The following is a 20,540-nucleotide window of genomic DNA, read 5'->3' as shown; positions in this document are numbered from 1 at the left end:
GCGGCGCCGGCCGGCTCAGCCCCCCGACAGCGAGGCGCGGTGCCGCCCGCCCAGCTTCACGTAGTGCGGCGCGGTGCGGGCGAAGCCGGCGCGCTCCTCCTCGCTCAGCACGCGGACGAGCCTGGCCGGGGCGCCCATCCACAGCTCGCCGGCGCCGATGCGCTTGCCCGCCGGCAGCACGCCGCCGGCCGCGAGCACCCCCGCCTCCTCGATCACCGCGCCGTCGAGGACGGTGGCGCCCATGCCGACGAAGGCGCGGTCCGCGAGCGTGCAGGCATGGACGATCGCCGCGTGGCCCACCGTGACGTCCTCGCCGATGATGGTCGGGAAGCGCCGGTTGGCGACGTGGACGATGGTGCCGTCCTGGATGTTGCTGCCGCGGCCGACGCGGATGAAGTTGGTGTCGCCGCGGAGGACGCAGTTGTACCAGACGCTGGCGCCCTCCCCGATCTCGACGTCGCCGATGAGGACGGCGGTCGGGGCGACGAAGGCGTCGGGATGGACGCGCGGCAGGCGCCCCTCGAACGGCAGCAGGGTGCCGAAGACGCCGGCCCGGCGCGATCCCGCCTCGTGGTCCATCCCGCTCGCCCCCTCGTCATTCGGCCGCCGCCGGCAGCGTCGCGGTCACCGGAACGCCCAGCATCAGGCCGAGGTTCTGCACCGCCGCGCCGGAGGCGCCCTTGCCGAGGTTGTCGTAGCGCGCGGTCAGCACCGCCTGGCGGTGCTGCTCGTTGGCGTGCACGCGCAGCTCCAGCAGGTTGGTGCCGTTCAGCGCCTGCGGCTCGAGCTTGCCGCCCGGCTCCGCCGGCACGACGCGCACATACTCGCTGCCGCGGTAGCGCGCGGCGAGCGCGGCCTCGATGTCCCCGGCGCCCGGCCGGCCGGGCAGCGTGTCGAGGTGCAGCGGGATGCAGTCGATCATGCCCTGCCGGAAGTCGCCGACCGAGGGCACGAAGATCGGCCGGCGCGTCAGGCCGGCGTAGAGCTGCAGCTCCGGCACGTGCTTGTGCGCGAGGCCGAGGCCGTAGAACTCGAAGTCCGGCGCGGTGCGCGACTCGTAGGCCGCGATCATCGCGTTGCCGCCGCCGGAGTAGCCGGAGACCGCGTTGACCGTGACCGGATGGTCGCGCGGCAGGAGCCCCGCATCCACCAGCGGGCGGAGCAGCAGGATCGCGCCCGTCGGATAGCAGCCCGGATTGGAGACGCGCCGCGCGGCGGCGATCCGGGCCGGCTGGTCGGGGGTGAGCTCCGGCAGGCCGTACACCCAGTCCGGGTCCACCCGGTGCGCGGTGCTGGCATCCAGCAGCCGCGGCGCCCGCTCGCCGAGCGAGGCGGCGAGCGCCGCGCTCTCCTTCGCCGCCTCGTCGGGCAGGCAGAGGACGACCACGTCCACCTCGGCCATCAGCGCGCGGCGCGCCTCCGGGTCCTTGCGGCGCTCCGGGGCGATGGATCGCAGGGCGAGGTGCGGGTTGGCCCGCAGCCGCTCGCGGATCTGCAGGCCGGTGGTGCCGGCCTCGCCGTCGATGAACACCGTCGGGGTCCTGGCCATCCTCTGGCCCTCCTTTCGTTCCCCATATGCGGCCCAACGCGGCCCGGAAGGCAAGAGGGGCGGACCCCTGCGGGCCCGCCCCTCCGGATGGACAGCCTTGCGGCCGGCGCCGGACGGGCACCGATCCGGCGTGCCGGTTCGCCCGCGCGGCGGGCGAACGGGAGCCCTCAGCGCTTGCTGAACTGGAAGCTGCGTCGCGCCTTGGCGCGGCCGTACTTCTTGCGCTCCACCACGCGCGGGTCGCGCGTGAGGAAGCCCGCCTTCTTGAGGATGGCGCGCAGCTCCGGCTCGTAGTTGGTGAGGGCGCGGCTGATGCCGTGGCGCACCGCGCCGGCCTGGCCGGAGAGGCCGCCGCCGGTCACCGTCGCCATCACGTCGAACTGCTGGTAGCGGTCGGCGACCAGGAAGGGCTGGGTGATCAGCATGCGCAGCACGGGCCTGGCGAAGTACTTCGCCGCCGGCTTGCCGTTGATCTCGATCTGGCCCTTGCCCGGCCGGATCCAGACGCGGGCGACCGCGTCCTTGCGCCGGCCCGTGGCGTAGGAGCGGCCGAGCGCGTCGCGCTTCGGCTCGCGCACCGGCTGCGCCTGCTCCGCCGGGGTCGGAACCTGGACAAGGTCCTTGAGGTCCGCGAGGGTGCGGGTCTGCTGCTCGGACATCCGGTCAGGCCACCTTGTTCTTGCGGTTCAGGGCGGCGACGTCGAGCACCTTCGGCTGGTTGCCGGCGTGCGGGTGCTCGGGGCCCGCATAGACGTGGAGGTTGCGCATCTGCCGGCGGCCGAGCGGGCCGCGGGTGATCATGCGCTCCACCGCCTTCTCGATGACGCGCTCCGGGTGCGCGCTCTCCAGCCGCTGGCGGAGGGTGCGGCCCTTGATGCCGCCGGGGTAGCCGGTGTGCCAGTAGAACACCGACTGGTCCGCCTTCCTGCCGGTGACGCGCACCTTGCGGGCGTTGATGACGACGACGTGGTCGCCGCAATCCACGTGCGGGGTGAATTGCGGCTTGTGCTTGCCGCGGAGGCGGTTGGCGACGATCGAGGCGAGCCGGCCGAGCACGAGCCCGTCGGCGTCGATCACCACCCAGTCCTTCTGCACCTCCGCCGGCTTGAGCGAGCGGGTCTGTATGGAGAGCATGTTGTCCGGACGCTGCTGGAACGGGCGCGTCTTATGGCCGCGACCGGCGGGAAGGTCAAGCCGGAACGCGGCCTCGGGCCCTGTGGTATCCAGTTACCACATTGCCCGCCGCCCCCGCCGCCCCCTAGGCTGGCCCTGACAGGAGGGCCCGCGCCATGGACGACGCGACCAGCAGCAACCAGCCGCCCCGCGGCCTCGGCCGCAACGCGGCGAACTACGGCGACCGCGACTTCGCGCTCTACCTCCGCCGCAGCTTCGCCAAGTCCATGGGCTATTCCCAGGCGATGCTCGACCGCCCCGTGATCGGCATCGCCGACACCGGCAGCGACTTCAACAACTGCCACCGCACCGCGCCCGAGCTGGTCGAGGCCGTCAAGCGCGGCGTGCTGGCCGCCGGCGGCCTGCCGCTCGCCTTCCCGACCGTCTCGCTCTGCGAGCCCTTCCTGCACCCCTGCTCCATGCACTACCGCAACCTGATGGCGCTGGACACGGAGGCGCTGCTGAGGGCGCAGCCGATGGACTCCGCCGTGCTGGTCGGCGGCTGCGACAAGACCGTGCCGGCGCAGCTCATGGCCGCGGTCAGCGCCGACATCCCGGCGGTGCAGCTCGTCGTCGGCCCGATGCTCGCGACCAGGTTCGAGGGCGAGCGGCTCTCCGCCTGCACCGACTGCCGGCGCTACTGGGCGCGCTACCGCGCGGGCGAGGTGGACGCGGCGCGGATCGGCCGGATCGAGGGCAACCTCGCCACCACCGCCGGCACCTGCGGCGTGATGGGCACCGCCTCCACCATGGCCTGCCTCGCCGCGACGCTCGGCTTCATGCCGCTCGAGGCGGCGAGCGTGCCGGCGGTGCACGCCGACCGGCTGCGCCTCGCCGAGGAGGCCGGCGCGCTCGCGGTGCGGCTGATCGCGCAGCCGGTGCGCCCGCGCGAGATCGTCACGCCCGAGAGCGTGGAGAACGCGCTCCGCGTGCTGCTCGCCCTCGGCGGCTCGACCAACGCGCTGATCCACCTGACCGCGATCGCCGGGCGCTGCGGCGTGAAGGTGGACCTGCGCCGGCTCGACGCGCTGTCCGAGGAGACGCCGGTGCTGGTGGACCTCAAGCCCACCGGCGAGGGCTACATGGAGGACTTCCACGCCGCCGGCGGCCTGCGCGCCCTGCTGCGCGAACTGCGCGACCTGCTGCACCTCGGCTGCAAGGACCTCTACGGCCGCACGTTGGAGCAGCGGATCGCCGAGGGCCCGGAGTTCGTGGACCGCGCGATCATCCGCGCACGGGCCGAGCCGGTCAGCCCGGTCGGCGGCCTCGTCGCGCTGTTCGGCTCGCTCGCCCCGGCGGGGGCGATCCTCAAGCGCAGCGCGGCGACGCCCGCCCTGTTCGAGACCGAGGCCCGCTGCGTCGTCTTCGACGGCCTCGAGGACCTCGCCGCGCGCATCGACGACGAGGCGCTGGACGTGACGCCCCGCGACATCCTCGTGCTGAAGAACGCGGGCCCCAGGACGCCGGCGGGGATGCCCGAGGCCGGCTACCTGCCGATCCCGCGCAAGCTCGCGCGCGCCGGCGTGAAGGACATGGTGCGGATCAGCGACTGCCGCATGAGCGGCACCGCCTTCGGGACCATCGTCCTGCACGTGGCGCCGGAGGCCGCGGCCGGCGGTCCGCTGGCGCTGGCCCGCACCGGCGACCGCATCCGCCTCAGCGTCCGCGAGCGCCGGCTGGACCTGCTGGTGGAGGAGAGCGAACTGGCGCGCCGCCGCGAAGAGTGGCGCCCGCCGCCGGCGCCGGCGCGCGGCTGGGACCGGCTGGTGCACGAGCAGGTGCTGCAGGCGACGGAAGGCGCCGACCTCGCCTTCCTGCGGCCGGAAGGGCGGTAGCGGCGCCGTCGTGATCGCCGTCCTCGGCGCCTCCGGCCGCTCCGGCGCCGCGCTCTGCCGCGCCCTCGCCGCCGCCGGCGAGGCCTACGTCCCGGTGGTGCGCGATGCCGCGAAGTGGGCCGCCCTCGGCCTCGGCGCCGCGCCGCGCGTCGCCGACCTGCGCGACCCCGAACGCCTGCGCGCCGCGCTCGCCGGCGCGCGGCGCGTCGTCTCCTGCGCCCACGCCCGCTGGGCGCCCGCGATCCTCGCCGCCGCGCCGGCCGAGGCGCGCCTCGTCCTCATGGGCTCCACGCGCCGCTTCTCGCGCTGGCCGGACGCGCATGGCGACGGCGTGCGCGCGGGCGAGGCGGCCTTCCTCGCCGGCCACCGCCCCGGCGTCATGCTGCACCCGACGATGATCTACGGCGCCGAGGGCGAGGACAACGTGCAGCGCCTCGCCGCCCTGCTGCGCCGCCTGCCCGTCGCGCCTTTGCCGGGCGGCGGCCGCGCCCTGGTGCAGCCGATCCACCAGGAGGACGTCACGCGCTGCCTCCTCGCCGCGCTGCGCCACCCCTGGCGGCGGGCGGAGGCCATCGTGATCGCGGGGCCGGAGCCCCTGCCCTACCGCGACTTCCTCGCCGCCGTCGCGCGCGCCGCGGGGCTGCGGCCGCCGCCCGTGCTGGCGGTGCCGGGCGCGCCGCTGCGCCTGCTCGCGCCGCTGACGCGCCTCCTTCCCGGCGTCCCGCGCATCCGCGCGGACGAGGTGCGCCGCCTGCTGGAGGACAAGGCCTTCGACATCGGCCCGATGCGCCGCACCCTGGGCGTGACGCCGATGCCGCTCGCGGAAGGGCTTGCGCGCACCTTCGTCGCGGCCCGTTGAGGCGATGGGGCGGGAAGCGCATCCGGCCGCCGCGCGCCGAGCGCGACGCCGCGGCAGGCCCCACCGGGAACGCGAGCCGGCCGGCCTCCGCATAGAGCTCGGCACGCGTCCGGCCTCCGCCATCGCCGCCGCGACCGCGCCGGCCGCGCCGGCGCGGTCGCGCGCCTTGGTCCGCGCCAGGTTGCGGCGGTCGCACGCCTGGCCCTCCTCGCGCATGGCGATGGCGATCGCCTGTTTCGGGTTGCGCGCCTTCCGCATGCCGCGCGCGGTGCGCAGTTCGCCGTGCTTGAACTCGTGCATGACCCGCTGGACGGTCTTGCGCTGGCCGGGGCTCTGTTCCGGACACGATGCCATGGCGCGGCTCCTCGCTGTGGCCATCCATCGCCGCGCGAAGCGCGCGGCGCGGCCATGCGTTCCCGGGGCGGCGGCGGTTCCGGGAATCGCCCCATCGCTCAGCCGCGTCGCGCGGCCGAGGCCTCCTTCAGCAGCGCCACGACCTCCGCGTCGTCGAGCTGGTGGAAGTCGCGGTAGTAGGCGCCGACGGCGCCAAGCGCCTGCGGCTCGGACAGGGCGACGAGTTCCGTCCCCTCGGCGCGGAACCGCGCGGCGGCGTCGGCCGCGATGACGGGCACCGCCAGCACCGCGCGCGCGACCCCCGCGCGGCGCAGCCCGGCAAGGGCCGCCGCGGCGGTCGCGCCGGTGGCCACGCCGTCGTCCACCACGATCGCCACGCGACCGGCAAGGGGCGGCGGAACGGCCCCCGGCGCCGCGCCGAGAAGCGCCGCGCGGCGGCGCTCGATCTCGGCAAGCTGGCGCTGACGCTCACGCTCGATCGTCTCCTCGTCCACGCGGAGCGCGGCTATGATGTCGCGGTTCAGCACCGTCTGCGGCGGCGTGCCGTCGACCACGGCGCCGATCGCCAGCTCCGGATTGACCGGCGCGCCGAGCTTGCGGACCAGGAGCAACGCCAGGGGCGCGTCGAGGGCGCGCGCGATCGGCGCCGCCACCGGCACCCCGCCGCGCGGCAGGGCCAGCACCACCGGCCGCTCGGGTGCCAGTTGGACGAGGCGCTCGGCGAGCCACGCGCCGGCCTCCTCGCGGTTCCGGAAGATCCTGGTTCCCTTGAACATGTGCGCCATCGCTTGCCGTCCGCTCTCCCGCGCGCAGGGTCCGCGCGCCGATCCGACCTGGCGGCGGCGCCCGGGGCGTGCCGCTCCGGCGGCACGCCGCGGAGCCGCGTCCGGGCCGCGGCGTTCGCGCGCTGCCGCGCGCACGCTCCGCATACGGTCCCGGCGCCGTTGCGTCCGTCGCGCGACACGCGTACGGCGAGCCCGGCCCGGAACCATGGAACACCCCCGGATGGCCAGGCGCCAGGGCGTTCACGCATCGCGCCGCGGTCGTTCCCGGAACGCGCCGGACCGGGCGGCAGGCCGGGACGCGGCCGTGCGATCTCAGGGCCGTGGTGGCGCCGCCTCGAGCGCGCCGATCAGCAGGTCCAGCGCGGCGATCGCGAAGGCGCGCATGTTGGCGACCCGGTCCGCGCTGCCGGTCTCCAGCGTGATCGCGCGCGCCCCGCCGGGGCCGGCGACCGCGATGCAACCGTGCCCCGCGGGATCGCCATAGCGGTTGCCGGTCGGTCCCGTCGCTCCGCTCTCGCCGAGGCCCCAGACGCTGCCGCCCATCCGCTCCCGCGCGCGCTCCGCGAGCAGCACGGCGTAGCGCTCGGTCGAGGGGCGGAACCCGGCGAGGTCCGCATCCCCGATCCCGAGCAGCCCGGCGCGCGCCGGGCGCGTATAGATCACGCCGCCGCCACGGAAGTAGGCCGAGGCCCCGGGCTGGGCGAGCAGCGCGGCGGAGATCAGCCCGCCGGTCGAGGACTCGGCCACGGCAAGCGTCTCGCCGCGCGCCTTGAGCAGCGCAGCGGCCTTCGCGGCGCGGGGCAGCAGGATCTCCATCGGCGACGTTCCTCCTCGGTCACTGCGGTTCGACGGTCCGGACGGGGACGATGCGGGTCCGGGGAGCGCCTCCGGGCCAGCAGCGGGCAGGGTACACGTGGCTCCCCGGCGGTCGTGGCCGACCGGCCGCTTGGGCGTCGGCGGCGAGCGTCCGCCCGTTGCGGCCGCTCCGTCGCGCACGCGGCCCTTCTCCCCGCATTCGTGCACCAGCTTACGCCCCGCGGCACGCGGGCGGTCAACGGCCCCGTCGGTGCAGCGCTTGACTTGCCCTGCAGCCGCTTCCCATGTTCCATGCGGCGAGCGCCCGCTCCCAAGGGCGCCATGCGGAGGAGGAACGTCGAGCGATGTCGAGCACGCCAGCGCGCCGCGCGGGCGCGGTCTTCCTGCACCGGCGCGACCTCGCCGTGCTGCTCGCCGGGGGCGCCGCGTTCGGCGCGAGGCCGCGCGCAGGGCACGCCCAGGCGGCGAACTATCCCACCCGTCCCGTGCGGATCGTCGTCCCCTTCGGGCCGGGAGGTCCGACCGACGTGATGGGCCGCGTCGTCGCCAACGGGCTGAACGCGGCGCTCGGTCAGCCGGTGGTGGTGGAGAACCGCCCGGGCGGCGGCGGGAATGTCGGCGTCTCCTACGTCGCGCGCCAGGCGCCGGACGGCCACACGCTGCTCGTCACCTCCACCGGCTTCGTCGTCAACGTCAGCCTGTTCCGCAACCCGGGCTACGACCCGGTCCGCGACTTCGCGCCGATCACCGAGCTCGGCGCCTCGCCCAACGTCATCCTCGCGCATCCCGGCTCCGGCATCCGCACCATGGAGGAGCTGATCGCCAAGGCGAAGGCGACGCCGGAGAAGCTCAACTTCGCCAATCCCGGGCTCGGCTCCACGCCGCACCTCACGGCGGAGCTTCTGCAGATCCGCGCCGGCATCGAGTTCGTGCAGATCCCCCACAACAGCGCCGCCCTGGCGATCCAGTCGCTGCTCAGCGGCACGACGCCGGTCGGCGTCACCGCGCTGCCGCCGGCACACCCGCAGATCCGCTCCGGCGCGCTGCGCGCCCTCGCGGTCACCGGCGAACAGCGCTGGCACGACCTGCCGGACGTGCCGACGATGCTGGAACTCGGCTATCCCGGCTTCGTCTCGGAGACCTTCCAGGGCCTGCTCGCGCCCGCCGGCACGCCCGCCCCGATCGTCGACCGCCTGGCGCGCGAGACGATCGCCGCGCTCAACGAGCCGGCGACGCGGACGCGGCTGCTCAACGCCGGCTTCGAAATCCGCGCCGCGGGCCCGGCAGCCCTCGCCGAGCGGATCGCGCGCGAGGTGCCGATGTGGCGCGACCTGATCCAGCGTGCCGGCATTCCGATGGAGGGATAGCGGCGCGGCCACCCGCGCCGCTCAGGCCGCGGTCGTCTCCTCCGGGGGGAAGTTCAGCTCGACCGCGACGCCGTCGGGATCGTGGAGGAAGAGCTGGGTCTGGCGGTCGCGCGGGATCACCCGCTCCTCGAACCTCACATCGTTCTTGCGCAGCCTTTCGCGAATCTCCGCGAGGCCCGTGCACGAGAAGGCGATGTGGTCGAGCAGCCCGGTCTCGCCCGGCCGGCGCGGCGGTCTGCCCTCGTCCTGCGCGCGCGGACCGATCAGGTGCACCGTCGGCTGGCCGCCGCAGTACAGCCAGTAGCCGGGGAAGGCGAGCGGCGGGCGGTAGCCGACCTCGAGGCCGAGGACCTCGACGTAGAAATTCTTCGTCCGCTCCAGGTCCGCCGGCCGGATCGTGTAGTGGTTCAGCGCGTTGAGGCCCATCGCGACCTCCTTCCTCCCCTCGTCGGCATCACAGGAACCGCATGCGGGGCGTGAGCCCCACGAAGTACTGGCCGCACAGCTCGATGTGCGCGGTGCGCCCCTGGAGCTGCTGCGCCGCGGCGTGCATGTCGCGCATGCGGCGCTCGAACGGGTTGTCCTCGAAGATCGCCGTCGCCCCCGCCTCGTGGTAGGCGACCTCCGCCACCTCCTTGGCGCGGTGGATGGCGGAGGTGGAGGAAAGGCGGATCATCACCCGCCGCTCGAGCGAGAGCTCCTCGCCGCGCTCGGCCTCCTCCCAGGCCTCGCGCAGCGCCTCCTGCAGGAAGGCGCGGGCGGAGCGGAGCTTGGCCTCGCACTCGGCGATCTGGTGGCGCAGCACCTCGCTGTCGCGTAGCAGGCGGCGGGTGACGCGCGGCGTCTTCTCCCGCGCCAGCGCGATCAGCGCATCGAGCATGCCGCGCGCGATGCCGAGCGCGACGCCGGCGAAGCCGGAGCAGTAGAGATGCGTCGAGGTGAACTTGTAGAGCGGGTTCGGCAGCACCCGCTCCTCCGGCAGGTCGCGCCCGACCGAGTATTCCTCCGGCACGAACAGGTCCTTGACCGAATAGGTGTCGCTGCCGGTGCCGCGCAGCCCGACGACGCGCCAGACGTCCTTGAGCGGCGCCGTGCCGGCGGGGAACATCATGGTGCGCTCGATCGGCACGCCGTCCTCGCCGAGGCGGAGCGAGCCGTCGGGCTCGCGCAGGTGGCAGTGGCCGCCGAACCAGGTGGCGTGGTGGCCGCCGCTCGCGAAGTGCCAGGTGCCGGTGACGCGGTAGCCGCCGGGGACCGGCACCGCGATCGCATCGCCGAACTGCGCCCCCCAGGCGACGACGGCATCCGGCGGCCCCCAGATCTCGCGCGCGATCTCCGGCCGCATGTAGGCCGCGGCGAGGGAGCAGCCGGAGGCCTGGCCGATGCACCAGGCGGTGGAGGCGTCGGCGCTCGCGATCGCCTCGGTGATCCGCACGTACTCGTGCGGCGGCAGTTCGTCGCCGCCGAGGCCGCGCGGCAGCAGGGTGCGGAACAGCCCGTTCTCGTGCAGCGCGGCGAGCAGGTCCGGCGGCAGGCGCCGCTCGGCCTCGATGCGCGGCGCGGCGGCCGCGATCGCGGGCAGCAGGGCGCGCGTGCGTTCCATTGCGTGGGGCCGCGCCCGTGCGGCGGCTGCGGCCACCGCTGCGCGGGCTCCGCCGAGTTCGCGTACGGCGCTCATCCTCGCCCTGCCTCCCTGTCGCACGGCATGGGGCCGCCCATGCCGCGGCCCCGAAATCTAGATCAGGCGACCGACCAAGAATCGGGCGGCCGCCGCACGCCTGTCAAGCGGCAAGGCCTCCCCGCGCCTCCGGACGCGGCGCGGCGCGGATTGTGCCGCTTCGTCGCGCCGACTAAGGTCGCACCGATCACGCGAACGCGCGCGGCCGAGTGCAGGGAAGGAAGGGCGACAGGGGTGAAGGCGAGCGCTGAGACCGCGCCGAGCGTGCGCGACCGCATCCTCGCCGTCGCCCAGACGCTGTTCGCGGAGCAGGGCTACGCCGCCACCTCCACCCGCGCCATCGCCCAGGGCGCGGGCGTGAACCTCGCCCAGGTCCACTACTACTTCGGATCGAAGCGCGAACTCTACATCGCCGCCTACCGTCGCGGCGCCGAGCCGGTGACCGAGGCCCGCCGCCGCGCGCTGGAGGAGGCCAAGGCGCGCTGGCCCGAGGGCGACATCCCGCTCGAGGTCCTGGTGCGCGCCTTCGTCACGCCCTTCATGCTCAACGGCCGCACGCCCGAGGGCCGCGCCACCATGGGCATGCACGCCCGCCTGCACACCGAGCCCGACGACATCGCCCGCGAGGTGCTGAGCCAGGTCTACGACGCGACCACCCTCGCCTACACCGAGGCGTTCCGCCGCGCCCTGCCGCACCTGCCGCCGGAGACGCTGTACTGGCGCCTCTACTTCATGATGGGCGCCTACCGCTACACGCTGCTGCGCACCGGACGGCTGGAGGCGATGTCGGGCGGCGCCTGCGACTCGGGCGATTTCGAGACGGCGGTGGAGCGGATCGTGCCGTTCCTCTGCGCCGGCCTGTCGGCCCCCGCGTGAGGGCGGCACGCCGCCCTTGCCCTTCCCCGCGCGACGCGGAAGGCTTGCGCCGCGAGGCGCGGCACCGCGCCAGCCGCTGACAGGAGCATCCGGCCCATGACCCTGCCGCCCGGCCGCGCGCGGCCCGAGCCCACGCCCGAGACGAGGCACTTCTGGGAGGGCACGCGCGCCGGCGAGATCCGCCTGCAGCGCTGCGCCGACTGCGCGCGGCCCTACTTCCCGCCGCGCCCCTTCTGCCCGGCCTGCGGCTCGCGCAAGGTGGAGGTCTTCGCCGCGAGCGGCCGCGCGCGCCTTTTCAGCTACGTCATCCACCACCGCCCGGTGCCCGGCTTCACGCCGCCCTACGCCATCGCCGTGGTGGAGCTGGAGGAGGGGCCGCGGATGATGACCAACATCGTGGACTGCCCGCAGACGCCGGAGGCGCTGGTCCTCGACATGCCGCTCGAGGCGGTCTTCGTGCCGATGGACGAGACCATCACCCTGCCGCTGTTCCGCCCCGCCAGGGACGCCGCCCCCCGATGATCCCGCCCGGCTCCATCGCCATCGTCGGCGCCGCCGAGACCACGGAGCTCGGCGTCATCCCCCACCTCTCGGAGATCGGCCTGCACGCCGACGCCGCGCTGAACGCGATGGCGGAGACGGGGCTGAGGCCGGGGGACATAGACGGCCTCGCCTGCGTCGGCCCGATGCGGCCGCAGATGCTCGCGCACTACCTCGGCCTCACGCCGAGATGGGTGGACGGCACCGGCGTCGGCGGCTGCTCCTTCATGCTGCATGTCCGCCACGCGGCGGCGGCGATCCACGCCGGCTACTGCTCCACCGTGCTGATCACGCATGGCGAGAGCGGCCGCTCGCGCGTCGCGGCGATGCCCCGCCTCATCGAGCCCGGCAGCCTCGCGGGGCAGTTCGAGATGCCCTTCGGCCCGATGGGCCCGCCGACGCTCTTCCCCATCCCCGTGCTGCGCTACATGAAGACCTACGGCGTCACGCACGAGCAGCTCGCCATGGTCGCCGTGATCCAGCGCGAATGGGCGGCGCGGAACCCGCGCGCCATGTACCGCGACCCGATCACGGTCGAGGACGTGCTGAACTCGCGCATGATCGCCTACCCCTTCCGCCTGCTGCAGTGCTGCCTGGTCACCGACGGCGGCGGCGCGCTGATCCTGACGAGCGCGGACCGCGCCAGGGACTTCCCGACGCGGCCGGTGTACATCCTCGGCTCCGGCGAGAGCGTCGAGACGCCGATGGTGAGCCAGATGCAGGACTTCACCTCCTCCCGCGCCTTCCGCGTCGCGGGGCCGGAGGCCTTCCGCACGGCCGGCATCGCGCACAGGGACGTGGACCACCTGATGATCTACGACGCCTTCGCGCACCTGCCGCTCTACGGGCTCGAGGACCTCGGCTTCGTCCCGCGCGGCGAGGCGGCGCGCTTCATCTGGGACCGCAACACCGCGCCCGGCGGCAGGCTGCCGGTCAACACCAACGGCGGCGGCCTCAGCTACACCCACACCGGCATGTACGGGATGTTCGCCCTGCAGGAGAGCGTCCGCCAGGTGCGCGGCACCGCGCCGGCGCAGGTGCCGGGCGTGCGCATCAGCGTCTGCCACGGCGTGGGCGGCATGTTCGGCGCCAGCGGCACGATCGTGCTCGGCCGCGAGCGGCCCTGAGCGGGCGGGCGCCGCGCCCTACCCGATGCGGATGCCCGCCTGGCGGATCACCTCGCGCCACATCGGCACCTCGCGCTCCACGCGGGCGCGCAGCGCCGCGGGGCCGCCGCCGGTGACGGGCGTCCCGGTCTGGCGGAAGCGTTCGCGGATCGCCGGGCGGCGCAGGATCGCCTCGACCTCGTTCGCCAGCCGGACGAGAATCGGCTGCGGCGTCCCCGCGACGGCGAAGAGGGCGAGGAAGGTCTCCGACACCGCGTCGCGGATGCCGAGCTCGCCGAGGGTCGGCACGTCGGAGAGGTCCTCCATGCGCTGCGCGCCGGTCTGCGCCAGCACGCGGAGCTGGCCCGCGCGCACCTGCTGGCCGATCGAGCCGAAGGCGGTGAAGTAGATCGGCACCGTGCCGGCGAGCACCGCCTGCGTCGCCGGCCCCGCGCCCGAGAAGGGCACGTGCTCCATCTCGATCCCGGTGCGCAGCTTGAACACCTCGCCGGCGAGATGCGGCGTCGTGCCGACGCCGGAGGTGGTGAAGTTCAGCTTGCCCGGGTTGGCGCGCGCATGGGCGATGATGTCGGCGACGCTCGCGAAGGGCGAATCCGGCCGCACCGCGATCACGTTCGGCGCCGCGCCGAGCTCGCCGATCGGCGCGAAGTCGCGGAACGGATCGTAGGGCGTGTTGGGATAGAGGCTCGGGTTGACGACGTAGGCGCTGGAGGTGGCGAGGAGGGTGTAGCCGTCCGGCGCCTGGCGCGCGACGTAGCCCATGCCGATGTTGCCGCCCGCGCCGCCGCGGTTCTCCACCACCACGGGCTTGCCGAGGGCCTCGCCGAGCGGCTGGGCGACGATGCGCGCGAGGATGTCGGTCGCCCCGCCCGGCGGGAAGCAGACGACGATGGTGACGGGGCGCTCCGGCCAGTTCCCCTGCGCGTGGCCGCGGCGCGCGGCAGCCAGACCGATGCCCGTGGCGGCGGCAAGCATCGCCCGGCGCGTGAGCCGTTGCGCCATCGTCCGTTCCTCCCCGATTGCGATGGCGGCAACGATGCGAAGACCGCGCAGCGGCTGTCAAGCAGCCGAGGCTCAGGGCGAAGCTTGCAGCGCCTCCCGCTGCGCCAGCAGGTGCCGCGCCGCCTCCAGCCGCGTTCCGGTCCAGACTTCCTCCGGCGCGGCGGCGCGCACGCGGCGCATGATCTCGTCGAACACCCAGGCGCCGGCCGGGCGGCCGTACACATGCGCGTGGATCGTCACGTCGAGCATCGCCGGCCGCGTCTCGCGCCCGATCAGCGCCGCGAAGGCGTCCTCGAACGCCTCCAGCATCGCGCGCGCGGTGTTGCCGTAGCGGACCGCGCTGGGGAGGTCGTTGACGTCCATCGTCAGCGGCACCCCGACGATCTCCGCCCCGCCCCCGAATCGCTCCAGGTGCGGCAGGTCGTCGTCGTTGCAGTCGCCGTGGTGCAGGTAGCCGGCCTCGGCGAGCAGCCGCGCATGGATGGCGCTGCCGGTGCCGCGCGGGCTGATCCAGCCCCGCGGCGCCTCGCCGGTGAGGTCGGCGATCAGCCCGGTGGTGCGGCGGATGTTCTCGCGCTGCTGCGCCTCGTCGAGATAGGCGGGGATCACGTCCATCCCGTAGGAGTGCGCGACGACCTCGTGGCCCGCGCGGTGGATCGCGCGCACCGTCTCGGGCCACTTCTCGGCGAGCACCCCGTTGGTCATGACGGAGAGCCGCACGCCGTGGCGCGCCGCGATCTCCAGCCCGCGCCAGATCCCCTTCACCGGTCCGTAGAGCGCCCAGGAGGCGGCGTTGGCGTCGAACACGCCGGGCCGCAGCGGATTGCCCATCGGCCCGATCCCCGGCGCCTGGCCCTCCGACCAGCCCTCATAGGCGACGTTGAAGACGATCGCGACGCGCGCCCCGCCGGGCCAGCGGAACGCCTCCGTGGGGCGCAGGACGCGGTCGGCCTCGACCGTCATCGCGGCGGCAGCGGCGCGAGCGGCGGCGCCACCCCCTCCGGCAGCGGCACCTGGGCGACGTTCAGCACCATCGCCACCGCGACGTAGTAGCCGCTGACCCCGATCAGGTCCACCACGCCCTGCTCGCCGAACCGCGCCTTGGCGCGCTCGAAGGTCGCGTCCGAGACGGTGCGGGTGCGGTGCAGCTCGGTGCAGAAGTCGTAGACCAGCGCCTCGTCCTCGCTCATCCCCTCGGGGCGGCGCCCCTCGGCCACCGCCTGCGCGATCGCGGGCGACAGGCCGGCCTGCATGGCCAAGCGGTGGTGTGCGTACCACTCGTACTGGGCCGACCACTCGCGCGCCGTGATGAGGATGGCGAACTCGTTGAGTGCGGGGGGGATGGAGCTGTTGAAGCGGAGGTATTCGCCGACGCGCTGGAAGCGGTCGGCCAGCACCGGGCTCCGCAGCAGCGTGTTGAACGGCCCGCGCAGCCCGCCGCGCGGCCCGCCGGCGATCGCCTCGGCCACGCTGCGTTGCTCCGGGCTCATGCGTTCGGGCGGGATCGGCGGGAAACGGCCCTCGGAGGGATTCGGGGCGGCGCTGGCGCTGCTCATGCGGATGTGTCCTCCAACCGCCGCGCCGGGGCGCGGCCGTGCGCCGAGGCTACCCGCCCCTTCCGCGCGCGCCAACCCGACCTCGGGACGGTCCGCCCGGCGGCCGCGCAAGGCGCCGCGCCACCGCGAGCGGCGCATCCGGCGTGCGACCGTGTTCCGCATCCGCCTTGCCGTCGTGCCGGCGACGCTCCGCGTCCTCCTCGGCTTCCTCCTCGGCTTCGTTGGACCCGCCGCCGCTCCCCGCTCCGCTGCGCGATGCGCGCCCAGCACAAAGGCCTCCCCGATGGCTCCGCAGCGGACGCCCTCGCTCGCCCTTTCGGCTGGTCGCGCGCCGGGCCTTCGCGACGACCCCCAGGCGGAAGCAGCGCACCGCGCCGGCCGCGCAGACGACGGCACGGCACCGACGCAAGGGGCGCACGGCGCCTGTCCCGATGAGGCCGCCGAATCGTCCTGCGCTTGGCGGCACGCCGTCCTCGCCCCACATCGCCGCCATGACGCGCCGACGCCCCGCCGCCCTGTCGTTGCTCGTCCCGCTCGCCCTCGCCGCCTGCGCCACGGCGGCCGGGTTCGACGCGCGCATGCGCGCGCTGGTCGGCCTCGAGGAGGCGGAGCTGGTGCGCGCCATCGGCATCCCCGACGGAGAGTACCGCACCCCGGACGGCCGGCGCTTCCTGCAGTACGAGAGGCTCGGCGTGCGCGGGCCGGTGCAGGTCGAGCCGGTCTTCGGCCTCGGCTTCGGCTACGGCTTCGGCGGCTGGCGCGGCACGGGCGTCGGCGTGGGGACGGGCCTCGCCTTCTCGCCCGCCTATATCCACCCGCCCCCCGGCTGCAGCGTGACCTTCGAGATCGCGGGCGGCCGCGTCGCCGGCTACACTTGGCGCGGGGGCGGCTGCGTCGCGGTCCCACCACCGGCCTGATTCGCGTGGCCTCGCGCCGCCGCCGCGTGATAGCGTCGGCCGGCCGGCCACCGGACGGGTCGGAGGGAGGCGCGCCGAGACATGTCCATCTCCCGCCGCACGGCGCTCGCCGCGTCGCTATCGCCCGTCGCCGTCGTGTTGCCGGCCCGGCGCATGGCCCGCACCCAGCCCGCCTTCCCGTCCGGTCCGATCCGCTTCGTCGTCGCGTTTCCGCCCGGCGGACCGACCGACATCCTCGGCCGCATGGTCGCGCAGAAGCTCGCCGAGCTGCGCGGCTGGACCGTGGTGGTGGAGAACCGGAGCGGCGCCTCCGGCCTGATCGGCATGGGCGAGGTCGCGCGCGCCGCGCCCGACGGCCACACCGTCCTGATCAACGCGCAGGCGCAGACGACGTTGCCCGCGACGCACGGGGCGAGGATCGGCTACGACGTCGCGAGCGCCTTCATCCCCGTCACCTCGCTCGGGCGCACGCCGCTCTTCGTCACCGTCACGCCGTCGCTGCCGGTACGCAGCATCGCCGAGCTGCTCGACCATGCGCGCGCCCATCCGGGGCGGCTGAACTACACTGCGGGCTCGCCGGGCGGCGGGCCGCACCTCGCGGCCGAGCAGTTCCGCCTGCTGACCCGCGTGAGCCTCCAGTTCGTGCCCTACCGGGGATCGGGACCGGGGCTGCAGGACCTCGCCGCCGGCAACGTGCAGGTCGGGTTCGATTCCATGACCTCCGCCTCGCCCCTGGTCCGCGGCGGTCAGATCCGGCCCATCGCGGTGACGGCGCCGCGCCGCGTCCCCTCCTTCCCCGACGTCCCGACGGTGGCCGAGACGGTGCCGGGCTTCACCGCCGAGACCTGGGTCGGCGCCTTCCTGCCCGCCCGCACGCCGGAGCCCGTCGTCGCCCGGCTGCACGCCGCGCTGGCCGAGGCCCTCGCCGCTCCCGACCTGCGCGAGCGCATCATCGCCTCCGGCTCGGCGCCCGGCGGCGAGCCGCGCGAGGCCTTCGCCGCCTTCGTCGCCGAGGAGATGGCGACCTGGGCCCGCGTCGTGCGCGAGGCCGGCATCCGCATCGCGTGAGGCTCGGCCGCTACCGGCGGACGAGCGCCAGCGGGAAGCTCCTCAGGTCCCGTTGCGCGGTGCGGAACACCGCGTTCTGCCGGTGCTGCTTCTCCGCCGCGAGCTGCGGCACCCGCCGCGTCACCCACTCGCCGAGCGCGAGCGCGCTCACCCGCCCGTCCGAATCCACCGCCGCCCTGCCGCGCAGCCCCTCCCGCACGGCGTAGGCGAACACCCCGTTGCGGTCGTCGTAGCTGTCCAGCGCTTCCTGGACGCTGGTGCTGGCGGCAAGCAGGAACCGCCCCGTCTCGTTGCCCACGGCGGCGAGCGAATCGACCGCCACCTGGCCCGCATAGCAGGTGTCGATGAACAGGAAGCCGTCGCGCGCGCGGATGCGCGCGAGCGCGGAGACCAGCGTGTCCTCGTCGAGCGAGGCGCGCCGCAGCGCCTCCCAGTTGGACACGTCGCCCACGTTGGAGGGCAGGAAGAGGAACCGCCGGTCCGTGTCCGTCAGCACCCCGTGGCCGGCGAGGTAGAGCACGAAGGTGTCCTCCGGCCGCACGCCCTGCGCCGCCTGCGCCAGCGCCGCCAGCACGCCCTCGCGCGTCGCCTCGCGGTCGGTCAGCAGGGTCACGGACACGTCGCGGAACAGCCCGCGCCCGGCGGTCCGCAGCGTCTCGGCGACGCCGCGCGCGTCCGCCACCGCGAAGCGCAGGTTGAGCCGCTCGTCGGCGTAGCGGTCCACCCCCACGGCGACCATCACCAGGCGCCCGGCCCCGGCGGGCGGTTCGGGATCGCCGGGGCGGCGCAGCTCCAGCGTCGGCCCCTCGGCGAACAGCGTGCGGTCGTCGGCGTAGAGCCGGGTCACGATCCGGTTGGGGCCGGGATCGAGCGGCACCTCCACCTCGGTCTGTCCGGCGCCGGGCGCGGCGCGCACCGCGATGCGGTCGTTCACCATCACGTCGAGCGGCCCGAGGCCGAGGCCCCGGTCCTGCGCCACGAAGGAAAGGCGGAGCGCCGTCGCCTCCGCCGGCAGCATGGTCGCGTCCCAGGCCAGCGGCACGCAGGCGCCGTCCGGCAGCACCGCGCATGCCGCGCCCCCGCGCAGCACCGGCGCGCGGCCGATCCGCGCCCGCACGTCGCCGAGCTGCGCGATCCGCTCGCGCGCCGGCGCGGCGTCGCCGGCGATCCGCGCCCGCACTGCCGCCGGCGCGTAGAGCGCGCGATAGGCCTGGGCGAAGCTCGCCCATTCCGGCGTCTGCGCCCGGCCGTTGTTGAGGTGCACGCCGACCAGCTCCTGCCCGCCCTGCGGCGCATGGTCGAACAGGCCCTCCGGCGTCCACAGCACCCAGCGGCGTCCGTCCGCGTGCACGAACAGCGCCGCGCGCTCGGCGATCTGGCCGCCCACCAGGTCGTACCAGCGCACCGTCCCGTCGCCCTGCATCGTCACCGCCACGGTGCCGACGATGGTCAGCCCCCATACGGCGCCCGAGGTCGGCGCGGCGTCGAGCAGGCGGCCCGCCGCGTCGAACAGCCGCAGATGGTTGTCGGTGCCGATCAGGATGACCTCGTCGCCGGCCGAGATCGCCGCGCTGCGCGCGAACTCCCCGAGGCCGAGCCGCAGCGGGGTCTGGCCGAGCCGCGGACGGTTGGAGTTGCGCCAGTCCGCCAGCGGCAGCCTCGGGCTCTGCGTCCGCGCCGGGATGAAGCCGGCGCCGTCGGCGGCGTCGGGCTCGAGCCGGCCCCAGCCGGCGTCGAATACCAGCGGCGGGGCGTCGGGACGCAGCCGGAAGCGCACGCGCAGCGCGTCCTGCGAGGCGGCGAGCGTCGCCCCCGTGTTGCGGAAGTCCCCGACCGGGGGACGCGGCGCAAGCGCGAGCGTTCCGTCGGGCGCGATCCGCCCCCAGCCCGGATCGGCCGCGGCGAAGGCGAGGCCGCCCTGCGGCAGCGCCAGAAGCTGGGCGATCGCGTCGCGTGCGGCAGGGATGTCGGTCGGCGGGCCGAGGCCGAAATCCGCCCACCGCCGCACCACGAACTGCTGCCCGGCCCCGCCCTGCGCGGCGGCGCGCGTCCCTGCGACGCGCACCGCCCCCCGGGTTCCGCCCTGCGCGGCGGCGGCGCCCGCGGCCTCGCCGCCGCTTCGCGCGTAGCCCGCGGCGTACAGCTGCACGCCTCCCCGCCCGTCGGAGGCCCAGGCGACCGCCGGCAGCCCCTCGCCGCGCAGGCCGGCGACGTCCGGCGCCAGCACGCCGCGCAGGTCGGAGGCGGCGAGGACCTCCACCCGCAACCGGTCCTCGAACCCGACGGCCAGCAGCGTGCCGTCCGGCGACCAGGCGATGCCGAAGGGCCGCGCGCCCTGTGTCGGGGCGCGCTCCGCGGTCTTGCGCCCCTGCGCGTCGTAGATCCGCACGCGCCCGTCCGCCGCGCTGGCGGCGAGACGCCCGCCCGCCTCGAACGCCACCATGCGCACCGGCGCCTCATAGGCGGTGTCCTCGAAGACGAGGCGCCCGGTGCGCGCGTCCCACGCCTTCACGCCCGCGCGCCCGCCCATGGCGGCGGCGAAGCGGCCGCCGTCCGGGGAGACGGCCAGATGCACCACCGGCGCCGGCAGGCCGCCAAGCCGCGCCGTCAGCCGCCCGCCCTGGATGTCGAAGACGTAGATCGCGAAGGCGCCGTCCCAGGCGTGCGCGGTGAAGCCGCCGGCGAAGGCCCGGCTGCCGTCGGGCGAGAGCGCGACGGCGTAGAGTTCGCCCTCCGCCTCGGGGCCGATGGGCGGGCGCAGCACGCCGCGCGGCGTCCCCTCCGGCAACGACCAGAGGCGGAGGGTCTTGTCGTCCGAGACGCTGGCGAGCAGCCGCCCCGCGGCATCGGTGGCGAGCCGCGCCACCGGCGCGATGTGCGCCCCCGCCTCGACGCGCAGGAAGGGCCGCGCCGGCGGCGCGCCGGCGGCGCCCTGCGCCCGCGGCACCCGCGCGGCGGACAGCGCCGGCAACAGCAGGCCGAGCGCCAGGGCGGACCGCCGCGTCAGCCCGGCGGGCAATTCCCCGCCCGCGCCCGCC

The 20,540-nt window shown here is 75.2% G+C and carries 20 protein-coding genes; 8 read left to right on the top strand and 12 right to left on the bottom strand.

The genetic code is table 11. The features are described 5' to 3' along the window. Window positions 1-15: 15 nt before the first annotated feature. From IEX99_RS15735 to rplM, 4 genes are all read right to left on the bottom strand, one after another. Window positions 16-579 carry a gamma carbonic anhydrase family protein gene (locus IEX99_RS15735; RefSeq protein ID WP_188901983.1) on the bottom strand — a complete coding sequence of 188 codons (564 nt, stop codon included), beginning with the start codon at window positions 577-579 and terminating at the stop codon, window positions 16-18. 16 nt (window positions 580-595) lie between these two features. Next, on the bottom strand, window positions 596-1,549 hold the full coding sequence (gene argC / locus IEX99_RS15730) for an N-acetyl-gamma-glutamyl-phosphate reductase (RefSeq protein WP_188901981.1): 954 nt from the start codon (window positions 1,547-1,549) through the stop codon (window positions 596-598). Window positions 1,550-1,716: 167 nt separating this feature from the next. Then, window positions 1,717-2,208 (bottom strand): 30S ribosomal protein S9, encoded by a 492-nt coding sequence (gene rpsI, locus IEX99_RS15725; RefSeq protein ID WP_188901979.1) that lies wholly within the window; start codon window positions 2,206-2,208, stop codon window positions 1,717-1,719. Window positions 2,209-2,212: 4 nt separating this feature from the next. Beyond that, window positions 2,213-2,683 carry a 50S ribosomal protein L13 gene (gene rplM / locus IEX99_RS15720; protein WP_188901977.1) on the bottom strand — a complete coding sequence of 157 codons (471 nt, stop codon included), beginning with the start codon at window positions 2,681-2,683 and terminating at the stop codon, window positions 2,213-2,215. 155 nt (window positions 2,684-2,838) lie between these two features. Here rplM and IEX99_RS15715 point away from each other — a divergent pair, with 155 nt between their 5' ends. Continuing rightward, window positions 2,839-4,557, top strand: a complete 1,719-nt coding sequence (locus IEX99_RS15715) for a dihydroxy-acid dehydratase (RefSeq protein WP_188901975.1) — start codon at window positions 2,839-2,841, stop codon at window positions 4,555-4,557. A gap of 10 nt (window positions 4,558-4,567) precedes the next feature. Further along, a complete protein-coding gene (locus IEX99_RS15710; RefSeq protein ID WP_188901973.1) occupies window positions 4,568-5,416 on the top strand; it encodes an NAD(P)H-binding protein in 849 nt (282 codons plus the stop codon). A gap of 452 nt (window positions 5,417-5,868) precedes the next feature. On the opposite strand, the gene IEX99_RS15705 is transcribed toward IEX99_RS15710, so the two are convergent. Together IEX99_RS15705 and IEX99_RS15700 are read right to left on the bottom strand one after the other, a co-directional pair. Next, window positions 5,869-6,546, bottom strand: coding sequence for a phosphoribosyltransferase (locus IEX99_RS15705; protein WP_229678069.1), 678 nt, complete (start codon window positions 6,544-6,546; stop codon window positions 5,869-5,871). 321 nt (window positions 6,547-6,867) lie between these two features. Next, a complete protein-coding gene (locus IEX99_RS15700) occupies window positions 6,868-7,371 on the bottom strand; it encodes a CinA family protein (RefSeq protein WP_188901969.1) in 504 nt (167 codons plus the stop codon). Between the two features lie 344 nt (window positions 7,372-7,715). Here IEX99_RS15700 and IEX99_RS15695 point away from each other — a divergent pair, with 344 nt between their 5' ends. Then, a complete protein-coding gene (locus IEX99_RS15695; protein ID WP_188901967.1) occupies window positions 7,716-8,738 on the top strand; it encodes a Bug family tripartite tricarboxylate transporter substrate binding protein in 1,023 nt (340 codons plus the stop codon). A gap of 21 nt (window positions 8,739-8,759) precedes the next feature. On the opposite strand, the gene IEX99_RS15690 is transcribed toward IEX99_RS15695, so the two are convergent. Together IEX99_RS15690 and IEX99_RS15685 are read right to left on the bottom strand one after the other, a co-directional pair. After that, window positions 8,760-9,164, bottom strand: a complete 405-nt coding sequence (locus IEX99_RS15690; RefSeq protein ID WP_188901965.1) for a VOC family protein — start codon at window positions 9,162-9,164, stop codon at window positions 8,760-8,762. A gap of 28 nt (window positions 9,165-9,192) precedes the next feature. Next, window positions 9,193-10,341: an acyl-CoA dehydrogenase family protein gene (locus IEX99_RS15685; RefSeq protein WP_188901963.1), complete on the bottom strand. Its 1,149-nt coding sequence runs from the start codon at window positions 10,339-10,341 to the stop codon at window positions 9,193-9,195. A gap of 309 nt (window positions 10,342-10,650) precedes the next feature. Between IEX99_RS15685 and IEX99_RS15680 the strand changes: the two genes are divergently transcribed. The 3 genes from IEX99_RS15680 (at window position 10,651) to IEX99_RS15670 (ending at window position 12,959) form a co-directional block, all read left to right on the top strand. Next, window positions 10,651-11,292: a TetR/AcrR family transcriptional regulator gene (locus IEX99_RS15680; RefSeq protein ID WP_188901961.1), complete on the top strand. Its 642-nt coding sequence runs from the start codon at window positions 10,651-10,653 to the stop codon at window positions 11,290-11,292. A gap of 96 nt (window positions 11,293-11,388) precedes the next feature. Continuing rightward, complete coding sequence (locus IEX99_RS15675) at window positions 11,389-11,814, top strand: Zn-ribbon domain-containing OB-fold protein (RefSeq protein WP_188901959.1); 426 nt, start codon at window positions 11,389-11,391, stop codon at window positions 11,812-11,814. Continuing rightward, complete coding sequence (locus IEX99_RS15670) at window positions 11,811-12,959, top strand: thiolase C-terminal domain-containing protein (RefSeq protein WP_188901957.1); 1,149 nt, start codon at window positions 11,811-11,813, stop codon at window positions 12,957-12,959. The genes IEX99_RS15675 and IEX99_RS15670 overlap by 4 nt, the downstream gene beginning before the upstream one ends. A gap of 18 nt (window positions 12,960-12,977) precedes the next feature. Here the strand turns inward: IEX99_RS15670 and IEX99_RS15665 are convergent, their stop codons facing one another. The 3 genes from IEX99_RS15665 to IEX99_RS15655 form a co-directional block, all read right to left on the bottom strand. Continuing rightward, the gene (locus IEX99_RS15665; RefSeq protein ID WP_188901955.1) at window positions 12,978-13,961 is read right to left on the bottom strand and encodes a Bug family tripartite tricarboxylate transporter substrate binding protein; all 984 of its coding nucleotides are present in this window, start codon (window positions 13,959-13,961) and stop codon (window positions 12,978-12,980) included. Window positions 13,962-14,033: 72 nt separating this feature from the next. Further along, window positions 14,034-14,924, bottom strand: a complete 891-nt coding sequence (locus tag IEX99_RS15660; protein ID WP_188901953.1) for a polysaccharide deacetylase family protein — start codon at window positions 14,922-14,924, stop codon at window positions 14,034-14,036. Beyond that, a complete protein-coding gene (locus IEX99_RS15655; RefSeq protein ID WP_229678068.1) occupies window positions 14,921-15,517 on the bottom strand; it encodes a carboxymuconolactone decarboxylase family protein in 597 nt (198 codons plus the stop codon). Before IEX99_RS15655 ends, IEX99_RS15660 begins: the two co-directional genes overlap by 4 nt. Window positions 15,518-16,008: 491 nt before the next feature. Between IEX99_RS15655 and IEX99_RS15650 the strand changes: the two genes are divergently transcribed. Both IEX99_RS15650 and IEX99_RS15645 read left to right on the top strand, forming a co-directional pair. After that, entirely contained in the window at window positions 16,009-16,434 is a 426-nt protein-coding gene (locus IEX99_RS15650; RefSeq protein ID WP_188901951.1) for a hypothetical protein, read from the top strand. Window positions 16,435-16,515: 81 nt separating this feature from the next. After that, window positions 16,516-17,502 carry a Bug family tripartite tricarboxylate transporter substrate binding protein gene (locus tag IEX99_RS15645; RefSeq protein WP_188901949.1) on the top strand — a complete coding sequence of 329 codons (987 nt, stop codon included), beginning with the start codon at window positions 16,516-16,518 and terminating at the stop codon, window positions 17,500-17,502. A gap of 10 nt (window positions 17,503-17,512) precedes the next feature. Here IEX99_RS15645 and IEX99_RS15640 read toward each other — a convergent pair whose 3' ends face one another. Beyond that, entirely contained in the window at window positions 17,513-20,521 is a 3,009-nt protein-coding gene (locus IEX99_RS15640; RefSeq protein ID WP_188901947.1) for a caspase family protein, read from the bottom strand. Window positions 20,522-20,540 lie beyond the last annotated feature (19 nt).

Source organism: Caldovatus sediminis, from assembly GCF_014644455.1.
Lineage (GTDB): Bacteria > Pseudomonadota > Alphaproteobacteria > Acetobacterales > Acetobacteraceae > Caldovatus > Caldovatus sediminis.
The sequence above is the reverse complement of the archived record's forward strand: the minus strand, read 5'-3'. Positions and strand labels throughout refer to the sequence as shown.